This window comes from Brevundimonas sp. UBA2503 (assembly GCF_002341485.1).
GTDB classification, from domain to species: Bacteria; Pseudomonadota; Alphaproteobacteria; order Caulobacterales; family Caulobacteraceae; genus Brevundimonas; species Brevundimonas halotolerans.
On record NZ_DDOD01000019.1, the window covers coordinates 161,780 to 176,476 of the forward strand.

General features: G+C 65.1%; 24 protein-coding genes. 2 read left to right on the forward strand and 22 right to left on the reverse strand.

Annotation, left to right across the window (positions count from 1 at the left end):
* Positions 1-7: 7 nt before the first annotated feature.
* From rplR to B4K74_RS09300, 21 genes are all read right to left on the reverse strand, one after another.
* A complete protein-coding gene (gene rplR, locus B4K74_RS09200) occupies positions 8-370 on the reverse strand; it encodes a 50S ribosomal protein L18 (RefSeq protein WP_123285843.1) in 363 nt (120 codons plus the stop codon).
* A 3-nt stretch (positions 371-373) separates the two neighbouring features.
* Complete coding sequence (rplF, locus tag B4K74_RS09205) at positions 374-907, reverse strand: 50S ribosomal protein L6 (protein WP_286692688.1); 534 nt, start codon at positions 905-907, stop codon at positions 374-376.
* Between the two features lies 1 nt (position 908).
* Positions 909-1,307 (reverse strand): 30S ribosomal protein S8, encoded by a 399-nt coding sequence (gene rpsH, locus B4K74_RS09210; RefSeq protein WP_123285845.1) that lies wholly within the window; start codon positions 1,305-1,307, stop codon positions 909-911.
* Between the two features lie 13 nt (positions 1,308-1,320).
* A complete protein-coding gene (rpsN, locus tag B4K74_RS09215; RefSeq protein ID WP_123285846.1) occupies positions 1,321-1,626 on the reverse strand; it encodes a 30S ribosomal protein S14 in 306 nt (101 codons plus the stop codon).
* A 19-nt stretch (positions 1,627-1,645) separates the two neighbouring features.
* A complete protein-coding gene (gene rplE, locus B4K74_RS09220) occupies positions 1,646-2,203 on the reverse strand; it encodes a 50S ribosomal protein L5 (protein ID WP_286692689.1) in 558 nt (185 codons plus the stop codon).
* The gene (gene rplX / locus B4K74_RS09225; protein ID WP_286692690.1) at positions 2,203-2,511 is read right to left on the reverse strand and encodes a 50S ribosomal protein L24; all 309 of its coding nucleotides are present in this window, start codon (positions 2,509-2,511) and stop codon (positions 2,203-2,205) included. The genes rplE and rplX overlap by 1 nt, the downstream gene beginning before the upstream one ends.
* Positions 2,512-2,513: 2 nt before the next feature.
* Positions 2,514-2,882, reverse strand: coding sequence for a 50S ribosomal protein L14 (gene rplN / locus B4K74_RS09230; RefSeq protein WP_123285849.1), 369 nt, complete (start codon positions 2,880-2,882; stop codon positions 2,514-2,516).
* Positions 2,883-2,901: 19 nt separating this feature from the next.
* Positions 2,902-3,150 carry a 30S ribosomal protein S17 gene (gene rpsQ / locus B4K74_RS09235; RefSeq protein ID WP_123285850.1) on the reverse strand — a complete coding sequence of 83 codons (249 nt, stop codon included), beginning with the start codon at positions 3,148-3,150 and terminating at the stop codon, positions 2,902-2,904.
* A gap of 10 nt (positions 3,151-3,160) precedes the next feature.
* Complete coding sequence (rpmC, locus tag B4K74_RS09240) at positions 3,161-3,358, reverse strand: 50S ribosomal protein L29 (protein WP_286692691.1); 198 nt, start codon at positions 3,356-3,358, stop codon at positions 3,161-3,163.
* Positions 3,355-3,795: a 50S ribosomal protein L16 gene (rplP, locus tag B4K74_RS09245; protein ID WP_286692692.1), complete on the reverse strand. Its 441-nt coding sequence runs from the start codon at positions 3,793-3,795 to the stop codon at positions 3,355-3,357. Before rplP ends, rpmC begins: the two co-directional genes overlap by 4 nt.
* 3 nt (positions 3,796-3,798) lie before the next feature.
* Positions 3,799-4,551, reverse strand: coding sequence for a 30S ribosomal protein S3 (gene rpsC / locus B4K74_RS09250; protein WP_286692693.1), 753 nt, complete (start codon positions 4,549-4,551; stop codon positions 3,799-3,801).
* Entirely contained in the window at positions 4,551-4,931 is a 381-nt protein-coding gene (gene rplV / locus B4K74_RS09255; protein WP_123285854.1) for a 50S ribosomal protein L22, read from the reverse strand. The genes rpsC and rplV overlap by 1 nt, the downstream gene beginning before the upstream one ends.
* Before the next feature lie 3 nt (positions 4,932-4,934).
* The gene (gene rpsS / locus B4K74_RS09260) at positions 4,935-5,213 is read right to left on the reverse strand and encodes a 30S ribosomal protein S19 (RefSeq protein WP_123285855.1); all 279 of its coding nucleotides are present in this window, start codon (positions 5,211-5,213) and stop codon (positions 4,935-4,937) included.
* Positions 5,214-5,215: 2 nt separating this feature from the next.
* A complete protein-coding gene (gene rplB, locus B4K74_RS09265; RefSeq protein WP_123285856.1) occupies positions 5,216-6,049 on the reverse strand; it encodes a 50S ribosomal protein L2 in 834 nt (277 codons plus the stop codon).
* Positions 6,050-6,053: 4 nt separating this feature from the next.
* A complete protein-coding gene (locus tag B4K74_RS09270; protein WP_123285857.1) occupies positions 6,054-6,359 on the reverse strand; it encodes a 50S ribosomal protein L23 in 306 nt (101 codons plus the stop codon).
* A complete protein-coding gene (gene rplD / locus B4K74_RS09275; RefSeq protein WP_123285858.1) occupies positions 6,359-6,997 on the reverse strand; it encodes a 50S ribosomal protein L4 in 639 nt (212 codons plus the stop codon). The genes B4K74_RS09270 and rplD overlap by 1 nt, the downstream gene beginning before the upstream one ends.
* Positions 6,997-7,770 carry a 50S ribosomal protein L3 gene (gene rplC, locus B4K74_RS09280; RefSeq protein ID WP_123285859.1) on the reverse strand — a complete coding sequence of 258 codons (774 nt, stop codon included), beginning with the start codon at positions 7,768-7,770 and terminating at the stop codon, positions 6,997-6,999. The genes rplD and rplC overlap by 1 nt, the downstream gene beginning before the upstream one ends.
* A gap of 19 nt (positions 7,771-7,789) precedes the next feature.
* A complete protein-coding gene (gene rpsJ / locus B4K74_RS09285; RefSeq protein WP_003164367.1) occupies positions 7,790-8,095 on the reverse strand; it encodes a 30S ribosomal protein S10 in 306 nt (101 codons plus the stop codon).
* Between the two features lie 290 nt (positions 8,096-8,385).
* Positions 8,386-9,249 carry a GIN domain-containing protein gene (locus B4K74_RS09290; protein WP_286692694.1) on the reverse strand — a complete coding sequence of 288 codons (864 nt, stop codon included), beginning with the start codon at positions 9,247-9,249 and terminating at the stop codon, positions 8,386-8,388.
* Positions 9,250-9,320: 71 nt separating this feature from the next.
* The gene (locus B4K74_RS09295) at positions 9,321-10,241 is read right to left on the reverse strand and encodes a cupin-like domain-containing protein (RefSeq protein WP_286692695.1); all 921 of its coding nucleotides are present in this window, start codon (positions 10,239-10,241) and stop codon (positions 9,321-9,323) included.
* A 17-nt stretch (positions 10,242-10,258) separates the two neighbouring features.
* Complete coding sequence (locus B4K74_RS09300) at positions 10,259-11,407, reverse strand: GNAT family N-acetyltransferase (RefSeq protein WP_286692696.1); 1,149 nt, start codon at positions 11,405-11,407, stop codon at positions 10,259-10,261.
* Positions 11,408-11,599: 192 nt separating this feature from the next.
* Between B4K74_RS09300 and B4K74_RS09305 the strand changes: the two genes are divergently transcribed.
* Together B4K74_RS09305 and B4K74_RS09310 are read left to right on the forward strand one after the other, a co-directional pair.
* Positions 11,600-11,761 carry a hypothetical protein gene (locus tag B4K74_RS09305; RefSeq protein WP_286692697.1) on the forward strand — a complete coding sequence of 54 codons (162 nt, stop codon included), beginning with the start codon at positions 11,600-11,602 and terminating at the stop codon, positions 11,759-11,761.
* A gap of 149 nt (positions 11,762-11,910) precedes the next feature.
* Positions 11,911-12,534 carry an SGNH/GDSL hydrolase family protein gene (locus B4K74_RS09310; RefSeq protein WP_286692698.1) on the forward strand — a complete coding sequence of 208 codons (624 nt, stop codon included), beginning with the start codon at positions 11,911-11,913 and terminating at the stop codon, positions 12,532-12,534.
* Here the strand turns inward: B4K74_RS09310 and B4K74_RS09315 are convergent.
* The gene (locus tag B4K74_RS09315) at positions 12,528-14,588 is read right to left on the reverse strand and encodes a DUF3857 domain-containing transglutaminase family protein (protein ID WP_286692699.1); all 2,061 of its coding nucleotides are present in this window, start codon (positions 14,586-14,588) and stop codon (positions 12,528-12,530) included. The two genes, B4K74_RS09310 and B4K74_RS09315, sit on opposite strands and share 7 nt — an antisense overlap.
* Positions 14,589-14,697: the final 109 nt, after the last annotated feature.

The following is a 14,697-nucleotide window of genomic DNA, read 5'->3' on the forward strand; positions in this document are numbered from 1 at the left end:
CGGTTCCTTAGAAGTTCAGGCCGGCTTCACGCGCGGCATCCGCCAGCGCCTTCACCCGACCGTGATAGATGTAGCCGCCCCGGTCGAAAACGACGTCGGTGACGCCCTTTTCCTTGGCGCGGTCGGCGATCAGCTTGCCGATACGCGCCGCAGCGGCGGTGTCGGAGCCCTTCTGCTTCTTGCCCTTTTCGCCTTCCAGCGAAGAGGCAGCAACCAGGGTGACGCCGTTGGCGTCGTCGATGATCTGGGCCGAGATGTTCTTGTCCGACCGATGGACCGACAGGCGCATGCGACCGTTGGCGACCGCCTTGAGGCGACGACGGGTGCGCTCGGCGCGACGCTTGGCATTCTGTTTGAGCGTAGTGGCCATGACTTACTTCTTCTTGCCTTCCTTGCGCCGGACGGTCTCGCCCGCGTAGCGCACACCCTTGCCCTTGTAGGGCTCCGGCGGACGCAGCTTGCGGATGACGGCGGCGATCTGACCGACGGCCTGCTTGTCATTGCCCGAGATCTTCACTTCGGTCTGCTTGGGCACGGCAAAGGTGATGCCGGCCGGCGGAGCGATGTCGATCTCGTGCGAAAAGCCGAGTTGCAGCGACAGCGACTGGCCCTTGAGCGCGGCGCGATAGCCGACGCCGACCAGTTCCAGGGTACGCTCGAAGCCTTCGGTGACGCCCGTGACCATATTGTCGACGAGGGTCCGCGACAGACCCCACATGGCGCGGGCACGCTGGGTGTCCGCACGCGGGGCCAGGTTCAGACCGTCGTCACCCTGGGTGACCTCGATCTCTTCGGCCACGGTCCAGGAGCGCTCGCCCTTGGGGCCCTTCACCACGATGGTCTGGCCGTCGATGTTGACGGTCACACCCTTCGGGATGGCGATGGTTTTCTTACCGATACGGGACATCTTAGTAGACCCTGCAGAGGACTTCGCCGCCAACGTTGGCGTCGCGGGCAGCCGTGTCAGACATGACGCCCTTGGAAGTCGAAAGGATCGAGATGCCGAGGCCGTTCTTGATCGGCTTCAGGTCGGTGATCGCGGAGTAGACGCGGCGGCCCGGCTTGGACACGCGGCTGATCTCGGCGATGACCGGCTGGCCGTCGAAGTACTTCAGCTCGATCTCGAACTGCGGGAATTCGCCGGGGTTCTGAACCAGCGAATAGCCGCGGATGTAGCCCTCGTCCTTCAGCACGTCGAGGACGCGCTGACGCAGACGCGAGGCCGGGGTGAGCACCTTGGAACGCTTGCGGGTCGCCGCGTTCTTGATGCGAGCGATCATGTCGCTCAGGGGATCGTTGATCATCATGGCGTTTTTCCCCTTACCAGCTCGACTTGGTCAGGCCGGGGATCTGACCCTTGTTGCCCAGTTCACGCAGCGCGATACGGCTCATCTTGAGCTTGCGGTAATAGGCGCGCGGACGGCCTGTCACCTCGCAGCGGTTGCGGATGCGGCTGGGCGCGGAGTTGCGCGGCAGCGCGGCCAGCTTGAGGCGTGCTTCGAAGCGTTCCTCCAGGGGCAGCGATTCATCGTTGGCGGTCGCCTTGAGGGCGGCCCGCTTCGCGGCATACTTCGCAACAAGCTGCTTGACGTGCTCGTTCCGGTTTACGGCGCTTTTCTTAGCCATTGTGCTTTTCCTTTCCCGCTCAGTTCACGAACGGGAATTTGAATTCGGTGAGGAGAGCCTTGGCCTCTTCATCCGTTTTGGCCGTGGTGCAGACGATAATGTCCATGCCCCACATCTGGTCGATCTGGTCGTAGTTGATCTCCGGGAACACGATGTGCTCCTTGAGGCCCATCGCATAGTTGCCACGACCGTCGAACGAGGTGCCCTTCAGGCCCCGGAAGTCCTTCACGCGCGGCAGCGCGATCGTGATCAGCCGGTCCAGGAACTCGTACATCTGGTCGCCGCGCAGCGTGACCTTGCCGCCGATGACCATGCCTTCGCGCAGCTTGAAGCCGGCGATGGAGTTACGGGCCTTGGTCGGCACGGCCTTCTGGCCGGCGATCGCGGTCAGGTCCTTGAGGGCGGCGTTCGCCTTCTTGGAGTCAGCCACGGCTTCACCGATGCCCATGTTCAGGACGATCTTGTCCAGGCGGGGCATCTGCATCGGGTTGGTGTAGCCGAACTTCTCGGTCAGCACGCCCTTGATGCGCTCGTTATACTCGCCCTTCAGGCGCGGTGTGTATTTGGATTCGGCCATCAGATGACGTCTCCCGTCGTCTTGGCGAAGCGGACCTTCTGGTCGTTCTCCACCTTGAAGCCCACGCGGGTCGCCTTGCCGTTGGCGTCAGCGATCGCGACGTTCGACAGGTGAAGCGAGGCTTCCTTATTCTTGATGCCGCCCTGCGGATCAGCCTGGGTCGGGCGCGTGTGGCGCTGAACCATGTTGATGCCTTGCACGACGACGCGATTTTCGGTCGGCAGAACCTTCAGCACCTTGCCGGTGCGTCCCTTGTCCTTGCCGGTCAGGACGACGACGGTGTCGCCCGATTTGATCTTGGCGGCCATGGTTACAGGACCTCCGGAGCCAGCGAGATGATCTTCATGTGGTTCTTGGCGCGCAGCTCGCGCGGAACCGGGCCGAAGATGCGGGTGCCGACCGGCTCGTTCTGCTTGTTGACGATCACGGCAGCCGACTTGTCGAAGCGGATAACCGAGCCATCCTTGCGTTGGATGTCCTTGGCCGTCCGGACGACGATGGCGCGCACGACGTCACCCTTCTTCACCCGGCCGCGCGGAATCGCTTCCTTGACCGAGGCGACGATGGTGTCACCAACCGAGGCGTAGCGACGCTTTGCGCCGCCCAGCACCTTGATGCACATGACCCGGCGAGCGCCCGAATTGTCGGCCACCTCCAGGTTAGTTTGCATCTGGATCATGGGATCCGATCCTTCTCTATTACGAAGCCGAGGCCTGGGAGTCGGCGACGACTTCCCAACGCTTCAGCTTGGACTTCGGGGCACACTCGACGATGCGGGCCAGGTCACCGACCTTGAGGGCATTCGCTTCGTCGTGGGCGTGATACTTCTTGGACAGGCGCACGGTCTTTTTCAGGACCGGGTGCAGCAGCGTGCGCTCGACCTTGACGACGACAGTCTTGTCGCCCTTGTCGGAGACGACCACGCCTTCGAGAATTCGTTTCGGCATCTTCGTTCCTTTAAGCCGCTGCCTGCTTCTGGCGCAGAAGCGTCGAGATGCGGGCGATGTCCTTGCGCACTTCACCCACACGGTGGGTCTTTTCCAGCTGGCCGGTGGCCGCCTGGAAGCGCAGGTTGAACTGTTCCTTCTTGAGCTTGAGCAGCTCTTCAGACATTTGGTCGGGCGTCAGGGCCCGCAGGTCGGCGATCTTGGTCATGCCGCTTGCTCCGTTTGGCCGATGCCGGCATCCAGGCGGGTAACCACCTTGGTGCGGACCGGCAGCTTGGCGGCACCGAGGCGCAGCGCCTCGCGGGCGATGTCGTCCGGCACGCCGTCGATTTCGAACAGGATCCGGCCCGGGTGGCAGCGCGCCGCCCAGTGGTCCACGGCGCCCTTGCCTTTACCCATGCGGACTTCGGCCGGCTTGCCGGAAACCGGCACGTCCGGGAAGACGCGGATCCAGACGCGGCCCTGACGCTTCATCTGGCGGGTGATCGCGCGGCGGGCCGCCTCGATCTGACGCGCAGTGATGCGTTCCGGCTCCAGCGTCTTCAGGCCGTAGGAGCCGAAGTTCAGCGAGAAACCACCCTTGGCCGAGCCATGGATGCGGCCCTTGAAGGCCTTGCGGTATTTGGTCTTCTTCGGTTGCAGCATGACTTAGCTCTCACGTCCCCGGTCACGGCGCGGACCGCGATCACCGCGGGGGCCACGCTCGCGGCCTTCATTCGACGACGGACCGGCAGCTTCCTGGGCCCAACGCTTGTCCTGGGCCATCGGGTCGTGCTCCAGCACCTCACCCTTGAAGACCCATACCTTGACACCGATGATGCCGTAGGTGGTCTTGGCTTCGTACACGCCGTAATCGATGTCGGCGCGCAGGGTGTGCAGCGGCACACGGCCTTCGCGGTACCATTCCATCCGGGCGATTTCGGCGCCGCCGAGACGACCCGAGACGTTGATCCGGACACCCTTGGCACCCAGACGCATCGCCGACTGCATGGCGCGCTTCATGGCACGACGGAAGGCCACGCGGCGTTCCAGTTGCTGGGCGATGTTCTCGGCGATCAGCTGGGCATCGACTTCCGGCTTGCGGACCTCGACGATGTTCAGGTGAACCTCGCCGTCCGTCATGGCGGCGATGTCCTTGCGCAGCTTCTCGATGTCGGCGCCCTTCTTGCCGATCACGACACCCGGACGGGCGGCATAGATCGTCACGCGGCACTTCTTGTGCGGACGCTCGATGATGATCCGCGACACGCCGGCACCCGACAGGCGCTCACGCAGCCACTCGCGCAGCTTCAGGTCCTGGTGGAGCAGCTTGGCGTATTCCTGACCGCCGGCGAACCAGCGGCTGTCCCAGGTGCGGTTGACACCGAGCCGGAGCCCGATCGGATTGATTTTCTGACCCATCAGGCGGCCTCGCCGGCTTCACGGACCACGATGGTGATCTCGCTGAACGGTTTCAGGATACGCGACGAACGACCACGAGCGCGGCTCGCGAAACGCTTCATCACCAGGTTCTTGCCCACGAAGGCCTCGGCAACAATCAGGTTGTCGATGTCCAGGTTGTGGTTGTTCTCGGCGTTGGAAACGGCCGAGTACAGGACCTTGCGGACGTCGGTCGCGATGCGCTTGCGGCTGAATTCCAGCTCGTTCAGCGCCTTCTGGACCGGCAGGCCACGGATCGACTGGGCCACCAGGTTCAGCTTTTGCGGGCTGATGCGGACGTTGACCAGCTTGGCGCGGGCCTCGGTCGTCGACACGCGACGGGGGTTTTTGGTCTGGGCCATCCGTTACTTCCTTTTGGCCTTCTTGTCCGCCGCGTGGCCCGGGAACGACCGGGTCGGGGAGAACTCGCCAAACTTCATGCCGACCATTTCTTCGGAGACCGACACCGGCACGTGCTTCATGCCGTTGTGGACACCAAAGGTCAGGCCAACGAACTGCGGCAGGATGGTGGACCGGCGCGACCAGGTCTTGATCACATCCTTGCGGCCCGACGCTTGCGCGGTCTCGGCTTTCTTCAGCAGATACCCGTCGACAAACGGGCCTTTCCAGGAGGAGCGGGCCATCTTTAGCGAGCCTTCTTAACGTGGCGGCTACGGATGATGTACTTGTCCGTGGCCTTGTTCTTGCGGGTACGGGTGCCCTTGGTGTCCTTGCCCCAGGGCGTGACCGGCGTCCGGCCACCCGAGGTCCGACCTTCACCACCACCGTGCGGGTGGTCGATCGGGTTCATGGCAACACCGCGGACGTGCGGACGGAAGCCCATGTGGCGCTTGCGACCGGCTTTGCCGAGGTTCTGGTTCATGTGGTCGGGGTTCGACACCGCGCCCACCGTGGCCATGCAACCGTCCAGAACCATGCGCAGCTCGCCCGAACCCAGACGGATCTGGGCGTAACCGGCGTCACGACCGACCAGCTGGGCGTAGGCACCGGCCGAACGGGCCAGCTGGGCGCCCTTGCCTGGCTTCATCTCGATGTTGTGGATGATCGTACCCACCGGCATCGAACGGAGCGGCATGGCATTGCCCGGCTTCACGTCGGTCTTTTCGCCCGCGACCACCGTGTCGCCCGCCTTCAGGCGTTGCGGCGCGATGATGTAGGCCTTTTCGCCGTCCTCATAGGTGATGAGGGCGATGAAGGCGGTGCGGTTCGGATCGTATTCCAGGCGCTCGACGGTCGCCGTCTGGAACTTGCGACGCTTGAAGTCGATCTTGCGGTACAGGGTCTTGGCACCACCGCCGCGGAAGCGGACGGCGATACGACCACCGGCACCGCGACCGCCGGACTTGGTAAGGCCTTCGGTCAGCGACTTCTCCGGACGCCCCTTGTGGAGCTCCGAACGGTCGATCAGCACCAGGGCGCGGCGGCCCGGCGACGTCGGATTATATGTCTTCAGAGCCATCGGTTCAGAGCCCCGTGGTAACGTCGATGGACTGGCCGTCGGCCAGCGTCACGATCGCTTTCTTGATGTCCACCCGACGGCCCATAATGCCGCGGAAACGCTTGGTCTTGCCCTTTTGAACCAGGGTGTTGACCTTGACGACGCTGACCTTGAACAGGCTTTCGACCGCCGCAGCGATCTCGTCCTTGGTGGCCGTACCGGCCACACGGAAGACGACCTTGTTCTGCTCGGACAGGATCGTCGCCTTCTCGGTGATGATCGGCGAGAGGATCGTGTCGTAGTGTTTGGCTGTGGGTTGAGCGCCGGCCATTATGCGGCCTCCTTCTCAGAGAAGCGCGCCTCGATCGCCTCGACGGCGGCCTTGGTCAGCACCAGCTTGTCGGCCCGAAGGATGTCATAGACGTTCAGGCCGGCATTCGGCAGCACGTCGATGTTCGGGATGTTGCGAGCCGCCAGACCGAAGCCGACATCGACTTCCGGACCGGCGATGATCAGGCACTTGGTCCAGCCCAGCTTGCCGAACTGCTCACGCAGCTTGGCGGTCTTGGGTTCCTTGACCGAGACGCTGTCGACCACGATCAGGTCGCCCGAGACGACCTTGGACGACAGGGCGTGACGCAGGGCCAGGGCACGGACCTTCTTGGGCAGCGAGAAGCCGTGGTCGCGAACGACCGGGCCGAAGGCGCGCGAACCACCGACGAACTGCGGGGCGCGACGCGAACCGTGACGGGCGCCGCCGGTTCCCTTCTGCTTGTACATCTTCTTGCCGGTGCGCGAGTTTTCGTTGCGCGTCTGGACCTTGTGGGTACCAGCGCGGCGCTTGGCCAGTTGCCAGTTCACATAGCGGGCCAGCAGGTCGCCGCGGATGTCGGTGATGCCGAATACGGCATCCGACAGCTCCACATCGCCCGAGGCCTTGCCGTCGAGTTTGATGACCGAGAGCTTCATTACGCTTCACCGCCTTCTGTGGTTTCGGCGACGGGGGCGTCCTCGGCCGGGGTCTCGGCGGGCGCCTCAGCAGCAGCCTTGCCCGAAGACTTCACGGCACCGGGGAACGGAGCGTCGGCCGGACGGGCCTTCTTGATGGAGTCGCGAACCTTGACGTAGCTGCCGTCGTGACCCGGGACAGCGCCCTTGATCAGGATCAGGCCGCGGTCGACGTCGACGCGGAACACAGTCAGGTTCTGCAGGGTGACGGTTTCCTGACCCAGGTGACCCGCCATCTTCTTGCCGGCGAAGGTCTTGCCCGGGTCCTGACGGTTACCCGTCGAACCGTGCGAGCGGTGCGAGACCGACACACCGTGGGTGGCCCGCAGACCGCCGAAGTTCCAGCGCTTCATGGCACCGGCAAAACCCTTACCGATGGTCTGGCCCTGAATGTCCACGGTCTGGCCGGCGATGAAGTGGTCAGCCGACAGCTCGGCACCGACATCCATCAGCGCGTCTTCCGACACGCGGAACTCGGCGACGATACGCTTGGGCTCGACCTCAGCGTTGGCGAACACCGTGCGTTGCGCCTTGTTGGTGCGCTTGGCCTTGCGGGCACCGGCACCCAGCTGCAGGGCGACATAGCCGTCCCGCTCCTGCGTGCGTTGACCCACGACCTGGCAGCCATCGAGCTGCAGCACGGTCACAGGGACATGCGCGCCATCTTCAGCGAAGATACGCGTCATTCCCAGCTTCTTGGCGATCACGCCCGTTCTTTGCGCGTCTTTGCGCATCGGATCCCGCCTCTTCTTCTTAAATCTTGATCTCGACGTCCACACCGGCGGACAGGTCGAGCTTCATGAGCGCGTCCACAGTCTGCGGGGTGGGGTCGACGATATCGAGGACACGCTTGTGCGTGCGGATTTCAAACTGCTCGCGCGACTTCTTGTCGACGTGCGGCGAACGGTTCACGGTGAACTTTTCGATCAGGGTCGGCAGCGGGATGGGACCGCGAACAGTCGCACCCGTGCGTTTGGCAGTGTTGACGATTTCGCGCGTCGAAAAGTCGAGGACGCGGTGATCGAAGGCCTTGAGCCTGATGCGGATGCTTTGATCCATATCGGTCGTATTTCCCAAGCAGGCGAACCTGCGTCCCTGTGAACCATTTCAAAGACCGGAGTCTTCAGGCCGAAGCCTTCAGAGTACGCACGTCCGCAAAAACGAGCGGCCCACGCAGTTACCCGCGAAGGCCGTTTAAGTCCTGGATCGCTGCAAAGAACAGGGTCTCAGGTCGTTCCTGCGGACCGCGTCTGCACTTCATACTCACGCGAAGTGCACAGCCGGTCCAACAAGAGTGGGGGCTTATGCCGTTCGATTCCGCCTGCGTCAAGGGCGGAATCCCACGGATGTCAGCGACCGATGCTTATGTCGCCCGACCCCAGGATGGCGCGGCTGACGCGACCGGTCACTTCATGGACCCGGACATCGCCCGAACCGGCAATCGACACGCTCAGATCGCCGACCGTACCCCGGAATTCGACGTCTCCGGAGCCTGCCACTGAAATATCCATGCGCGGGGCCGTGCCGCCACGCACCAGAAGGTCGCCCGAGCCGGCTACGCCCAGCTCGACCGGACCGTTGACGCCGGCGACCTCCACATCGCCTGAACCCCCGATACCGATGTCCAGATCGCGAGTCGCCCCGGCGCGGACATTGCCCGAGCCGCCAATGCCGATCTTCAGCCTCTCGGAGGTGCCCACCAGGGCATCCCCCGATCCCGCGAGGGACAGGTCAAGCGTCCCGGTAACATTGGCGATGGTCCAGTCGCCGCATCCAGCATTGCCGAACTCGACGTCGCTGGCGCCGCGTCCGATCGTGCCGAAGACCGCGCCCGAGGCGCTCACCTCCACCTTGCGGGGGGTTCTGACGACGATCAACGGGGCCTCGTCCAGACGGACCCGTCCGACATCGCGCAGATCGACCGACGCGCCCTCCCCCGGCTGGCGCGCGCTGGCGGGGCCCGAGCGGCAGTTGCGGATGGCGCGACGCGGCAGATTGCCGTCCACCTCGATGCGGTCGCCCCTCTGGCGGACCGTCGGCACCGGCAGATCGGCGCGGCCCCGCTCGATCTCGACGGCAACATCCGCGCGGTCCTCGACCAGCACGATGACCCGGGCAACGGCATTTTCGATCTGGACGTCCTGGGCCTGTGCCGTGCCGGCCAGCGCGGTCGTCGACAGCAGAGCGGCGGACAGGATGAGTGCGGATTTCATGGGTGTTCCTCCCTTTCCCAACATGAGGAAAGGATGCGCGCCCGAGGCCCGCCTGTCATTTTAACTCGAGGTCATGACCTCGAATTAATGGAGCCCGCCCCGTCCAAGGCCCCGACCTCGGGTTCAAAGTCGCGTTCGAACCGGGCGATCTGATCCGGCATCAGCTTCAGCTTCCTGAACGCCAGCGATGCGGCCCAGCGGGCGGCAAGCCCCACCGTGCCGAGCGTGTCGGTCGAGCGGGGCTGATGTCTCCGCGCCCGGGCAACGGCATTGGCATAGAGGGCCCCGTTGCGGAACCGGGTCGGCCAGGTCTGGAAGTCCATCGACAGCGACACGCAGAACCGGTCCAGATTCTCGACCCGGTGCGGCGCATAGAAGGGCCAGGTCAGCGCCTGCCCCGGCTCCAGATCAACCACCTGGGCATCGGCCTCGAAGCTGCGGCTGTACGGCACTTCTTCGGTCGTCTGGCGGGCGACCACCTGTTCCATGGCAATCTCGGGCAGGTGCAACTCATCGCCCGGATAGACGAACACCCGCTTGCGGCCGCGCAGGTGAAACAGCACCACGCCCGCCGCGTCGAAATGATAGGGCACCCGCGCCTTGGGCGACGACAGGATCAGCTGGCCCGCATTGCGTACCGCCTTCAGCCCCGGATAGCGCGCCTGAATGGCGGCGAACTCGCCCATGGCCGCCTGCCACAGCTCGGGCCATCCCTGTTCGACCGAGCGCAGATTGACCCACAGCCGACCCTGTTTGATCGCCCCCAGCAGTTCAGCCCCCGACAGTCGGCCCCGCGCGCCGGTGCGCAGGCGCGACTGACCCTCTTCATCGTAGTCATAGAGGTTGATGTCGAAGAGCTCTGCCGGATAGCGATCCAGCAGGTCGGCGAGCGCCTCGTCCGAGGCAAAGCCGCGATCGACCAGCGTATGGGGGTGCACATCCCCCTTTTCGATCGGACCGGTATAGCGCGAACGGGCGGTCTTTTGCAGCATCGGGTCTCTCCGGTCGATCAGGCCGAGGCCGTCAGGATGTCGGGCGTCTTCCTCAGAGCCGAGCGGGCCGCGACCGCCACACCCCGCATGCGCGCCAGACCATCGACCTCGCAGGCCTCAATGGCCGACCAGCGACGGCGCAGACTGGTGCGCAGGGCCTCGCTCCGCACCGGGCCGACCAGGGTCTCCAGCGTCGCCGCTGCCGCCCCGCCCAGGCTGGCCTTCAGGCCCGGCTTCTGGATGACGGCCTCGCGCAGGCTCTGGGCGGCATTGCAGAAATACTTCTTGTAGTGCTCGCCGCCGAAGCCGAAATCGAACACGCGATACCCCTGCTCCGCCCCCTGCCGCATGGTCTCCAGGCTCAGCAACACCCCGGGCGAACAGCGCGCCAGACCCGGCACATAGGCCGGGAACCAGAAGTGATAGTGGTTGTCGGCGTGCAGCGAATATTCCAGTGCGCACAGCTGGTCCCCCGCCCACAGCGCCGCGATGGACGCGCCAAAGTCGCCCTCGGCCTGCATCAGGGCCTCCAGCAGCCGCACGGTCCAGCCACAGGCGAACACATCATGCAGACCACTGCGACGATACTGGTCGCGCTTCAGATCGATGACCTGCGTCAGCAGCTCGGGATCGCGCAGGCCCAGCTCGACGCGCACAGGGCCCAGTTCGCTTTCCAGACTGCGGCGGGCGCGCTCCTTGTCCTTGAAATACTTGCCCTGGTTGGCGCGCCGCTCGGCGTACCAGGGCTCGAAGCCCTCGTCGGGCAGGACGGCCATCACCGCCTCGCGCACCTTGCCTGCGCCGCCGGGGCCAACCCAGCCGCTGACGTTCAGCCGGTTGCCGTCCAGCAGATCCGCGACATGGCTCAGGGTGGGCGCCGTCTCGGGATGGCTGATGATGCCGTGGTAATCGTTCATGGGCGCCGCCAGCGCCTGGATCGCCCCGCCGCGCGTCTGGTGCGGGAAGAAGCCCACGACATCCTCGCCCCGGTGCAGAACGGCCACCCGCGCGCCCGGCGTGACCCCGGCGGCGATGCGGGTGAACTCGGGCCGGAAATAGGGACTGGACAGCGCCGGATTGGCGAGGCGCATTTGCTCCCACAACGTCCAGTGGTCCGCCGACAGAGCGTCAACACCCAGCATCTCGACCTTCAGAGCCGTGTTCATATCTGTTCCGTCCGCCTCGGTCGGGCCCGCCTGTCACGCACCCCTTCATCCCGACCCTATCGGCTCAGCCTTGAATCGGAGTTGAGAGCCATGGTGAACGCGGCATTAGTCATACCGGGCGAGCGGGAGCCTCCCGGGCGCCTTGAGCGTTGAGCCTGCGCCGAGCACTGTGCTCGTCGAAGGAGTCCTCCCATGACCGACCCCCGACCCGATAACCGCTCTGTTGAAAACGAGGACCAGCGCCCCTCAAAGGAAGGCGAGCCCCCGCGTCCGGCCACCGAACCCCGCGGCTCGGAAGGCTCCAGCAATTCGGGCGAGACCGAAACCGACCCCGCCACCGGCGAAGAGAACTGATGCGACCCGCCGGCACCCTCACCTCCCTGTTGGCCGTCCTTGCGATGGGGGCCTGCGCCCCCGTCCCCGGGCCCTCGACCATCCGGGCGTTCGAAGTGCCGGCGGCTTGCCCGGTCTTGACCAGTGGCTTTCGGGCGAATGACGGCCTTATGCTCAGCCGTGCCGCACTTCGGGCGGGAGCACTGACAGTCCTGGCCGTCGGCTCCTCGAGCATTGAGGGAGTGGGCGCCAGCCAGCCTGAACGCGGCTATGTCCCGCTGGTCCAGGCGGGTCTGCGCGACGCCTTCCCCGACGCCCGCATCACCGTCATCAATCGCGGCATCGGCGGCGAGACGACCGCTGACACGGTCACCCGGCTGCAGGCCGAGATCGACGCCGCCCGCCCCCATCTGGTCATCTGGCAGCTGGGCACCAATGATATGCTGCGCGACCTGACCCTCGCCCGGGTGGTCAGCGATTTTGACCGAGGGCGCGACATCCTGGATGCCGCCGGCGTCGATGTGGTGCTGATCGATCCCCAGGGTCTTCCCGAAGACACCGACAACGACGGCTTCCGGGGCCGCAACACCCTGCTCGCCGGAGTGGCCGGTACGATCGCCTACCTCGGCACGCGAGAAGGCTATGCCGTCAATCCTCGCTTCGGCCCCATGTCCGGTTGGGCCGGTCTGGAAGGCGGCGGGGTCGGCCCCGACGATCTGCATCTCAACGACAGCGGCTATGCCTGCTGGGCCGCCAATACCGTCGCAGGCCTCGGCAAGGCGCTTCGTCAGTAGGTCGGCGTGTCCTGCACCGCCGACACGATCCGACCGATGGCCAGGATCGCAAAGATCAGGGCCACCCACCACCAATTTATACCGCCCTTGCCCTTTCCGCCCGGCTTGGTGGAAATGAAGGCGTTCCCTTTTACCGGCATGCGAAAGACCACGGCATTCGTCTCCCGCGCCCGTCTGAGGAACTCCCGATAGGCGACAGCCTGTTTCGCGGGAAGGGACCGCTCCGTGATCGTCAGGTCGAGAGTATGCACGCCCTCGCGCGGGCCGGACCAAGCGAAGGTCGAGTGAAGGCGAACACCCCCGGGGCTTTCCTGAACCTCATCCCAGCCTCTCGCCATGTCCATATTGACCGGGAACCGGGTAATGCGGGTGCTCCTGAATCGCCGAGGCTGCCCGAGAGCCAGCGGCTCGCGGCGGGTCTCCGGCCCGATCGAGGGCAGCATGGGACCCGTCAGGTCGTCGCGCGAGACAAACACCTCATGCGGGTACTCGGTCCGGGCTGACTCATCCTTGGTCGCGAAGGGCTGCAGGACATAATAGCGTTCCTGCATCCGGATTTCATTCCTGACCGGATCGTCCGTGAAGACCGGCTTGTCGATGGTCTCCAGTTGCGACTGCAGGACCGGCTCGAGGTCAGCCCTGAGGCGTTCGGAAATCCGGTCCGGACCTTCGTTGGCCAGCCAGCGCCGATATCCATCCGCCCGGGCCCCCCGCTGCACGGTCGTGATCTCGACATCGGCGGACAGCCCGGGTCGACCAGGCAGGGTCCAGACTTCCGTCGTCTCGCAGTCGACCAGCTGTGGCTGCGGAGGCATGGACTCAAGATCCGCTCCGTCGATCAGCGGCAGCGCCCAGTGGAAGTCAGGCTGGGCAAGGTGGCCCAGGTCTCCGCCCTGAAAACCCCATGTCGAATCCAGCCAGTAGCTGCGCCCGCCCAGACGCGCCCGGACAATGCAGTGGTTGAAGGCGCCCACGGTCGGAAGGCCATCCTTCAGCGCGTCCCCGACAAAGGTGTTCACGAGCGCGCAGACGGCCTCGATCTCCAGCGCCCTGAGCACCGCCGTCAGCAGCACCGAGCCGTCCTTGCAGTCGCCGTACCGGGTCGCCCAGATCTGATCCAGGCTGCGGGGCCGATAGCCCCCCTCCCCCAGACTGACCGAATGATAGCGCAGGACGCCCTGGACAAGACGCAGCGCCTCGACCAGTCGTGCCCCCGGGTCGGAGGTCTTCTGCCGGATATCCTCCACCTGACCGGCCAGATCCGCCGGCAGCGGACCCGGTTCGTACATCGGGCGAAAGATGTCGGCGACCTCGGCCCATGACAGTCTGTCGGCGACCCGGACTGCTGCATAGTTGACGCAGGAAAGGGGCGCATTCGGCTGAACCTGATAGGGCGGCATGTCCACCACGCGCCAGGTCAGGACCCGGGCCGCCCCGTCCTGACTCTCCTCAGGGTCGGGCGCCGCACCGGATTTCTCGATGGCCACCTCCCGCCCCTGCGGCAGGCGCACCACGCACAGGGTCTCCATCACGGGCACATCCCATTGCAGGATGAAGCGCGCGCTGAACCGGTCCCTTAGCGCCGGATTCTGCCCGATGAGAGAGATACAGGTCTCGATCCGGTCTCCGATGCGCACATCCGGTATGACCATGTGGGCGGTGCGACTGCCGTCATAGACCGCCCGCTCCATATTCAGTTCACGCTGGATCAGCTCAAAGGCTGACGTGTCCGACAGTTCGCGGACGTCGCCCGCGCGATGGACGCGAATGGCATGGACGACGACCCGCTCATACTCCGGGTCAAAGGTGATCGAAACCGGAGCCGCGCTCTGGAGGCCGTCACTGCCCGTGACCTCGATCACCGTACGCCGGGTCACCACATGATCCGGCCCCGTCAGGTCGTACTGGGCCTGCTGGACCCAGGTGCACAGGCCCGCTCGCCCGGCCTTGGACGCGTCCCGATGGCCAACATCAAGGGGAGGCATCGGAAAGTCGGGCGGCGGCGGCCCGAACGATACGCCCCGGGCCTCCAGCCCGCCTGTTCCGTCTGCCACCCTCACGCCCCCCGCAAAGTCCCAGGCCAGCTAAACCTGCACCTTTCGCGATGACAAGCACCTGCGGGCCACACCTCGCTGTCCGTGCAAACAAAAACCCCCGCCGGAT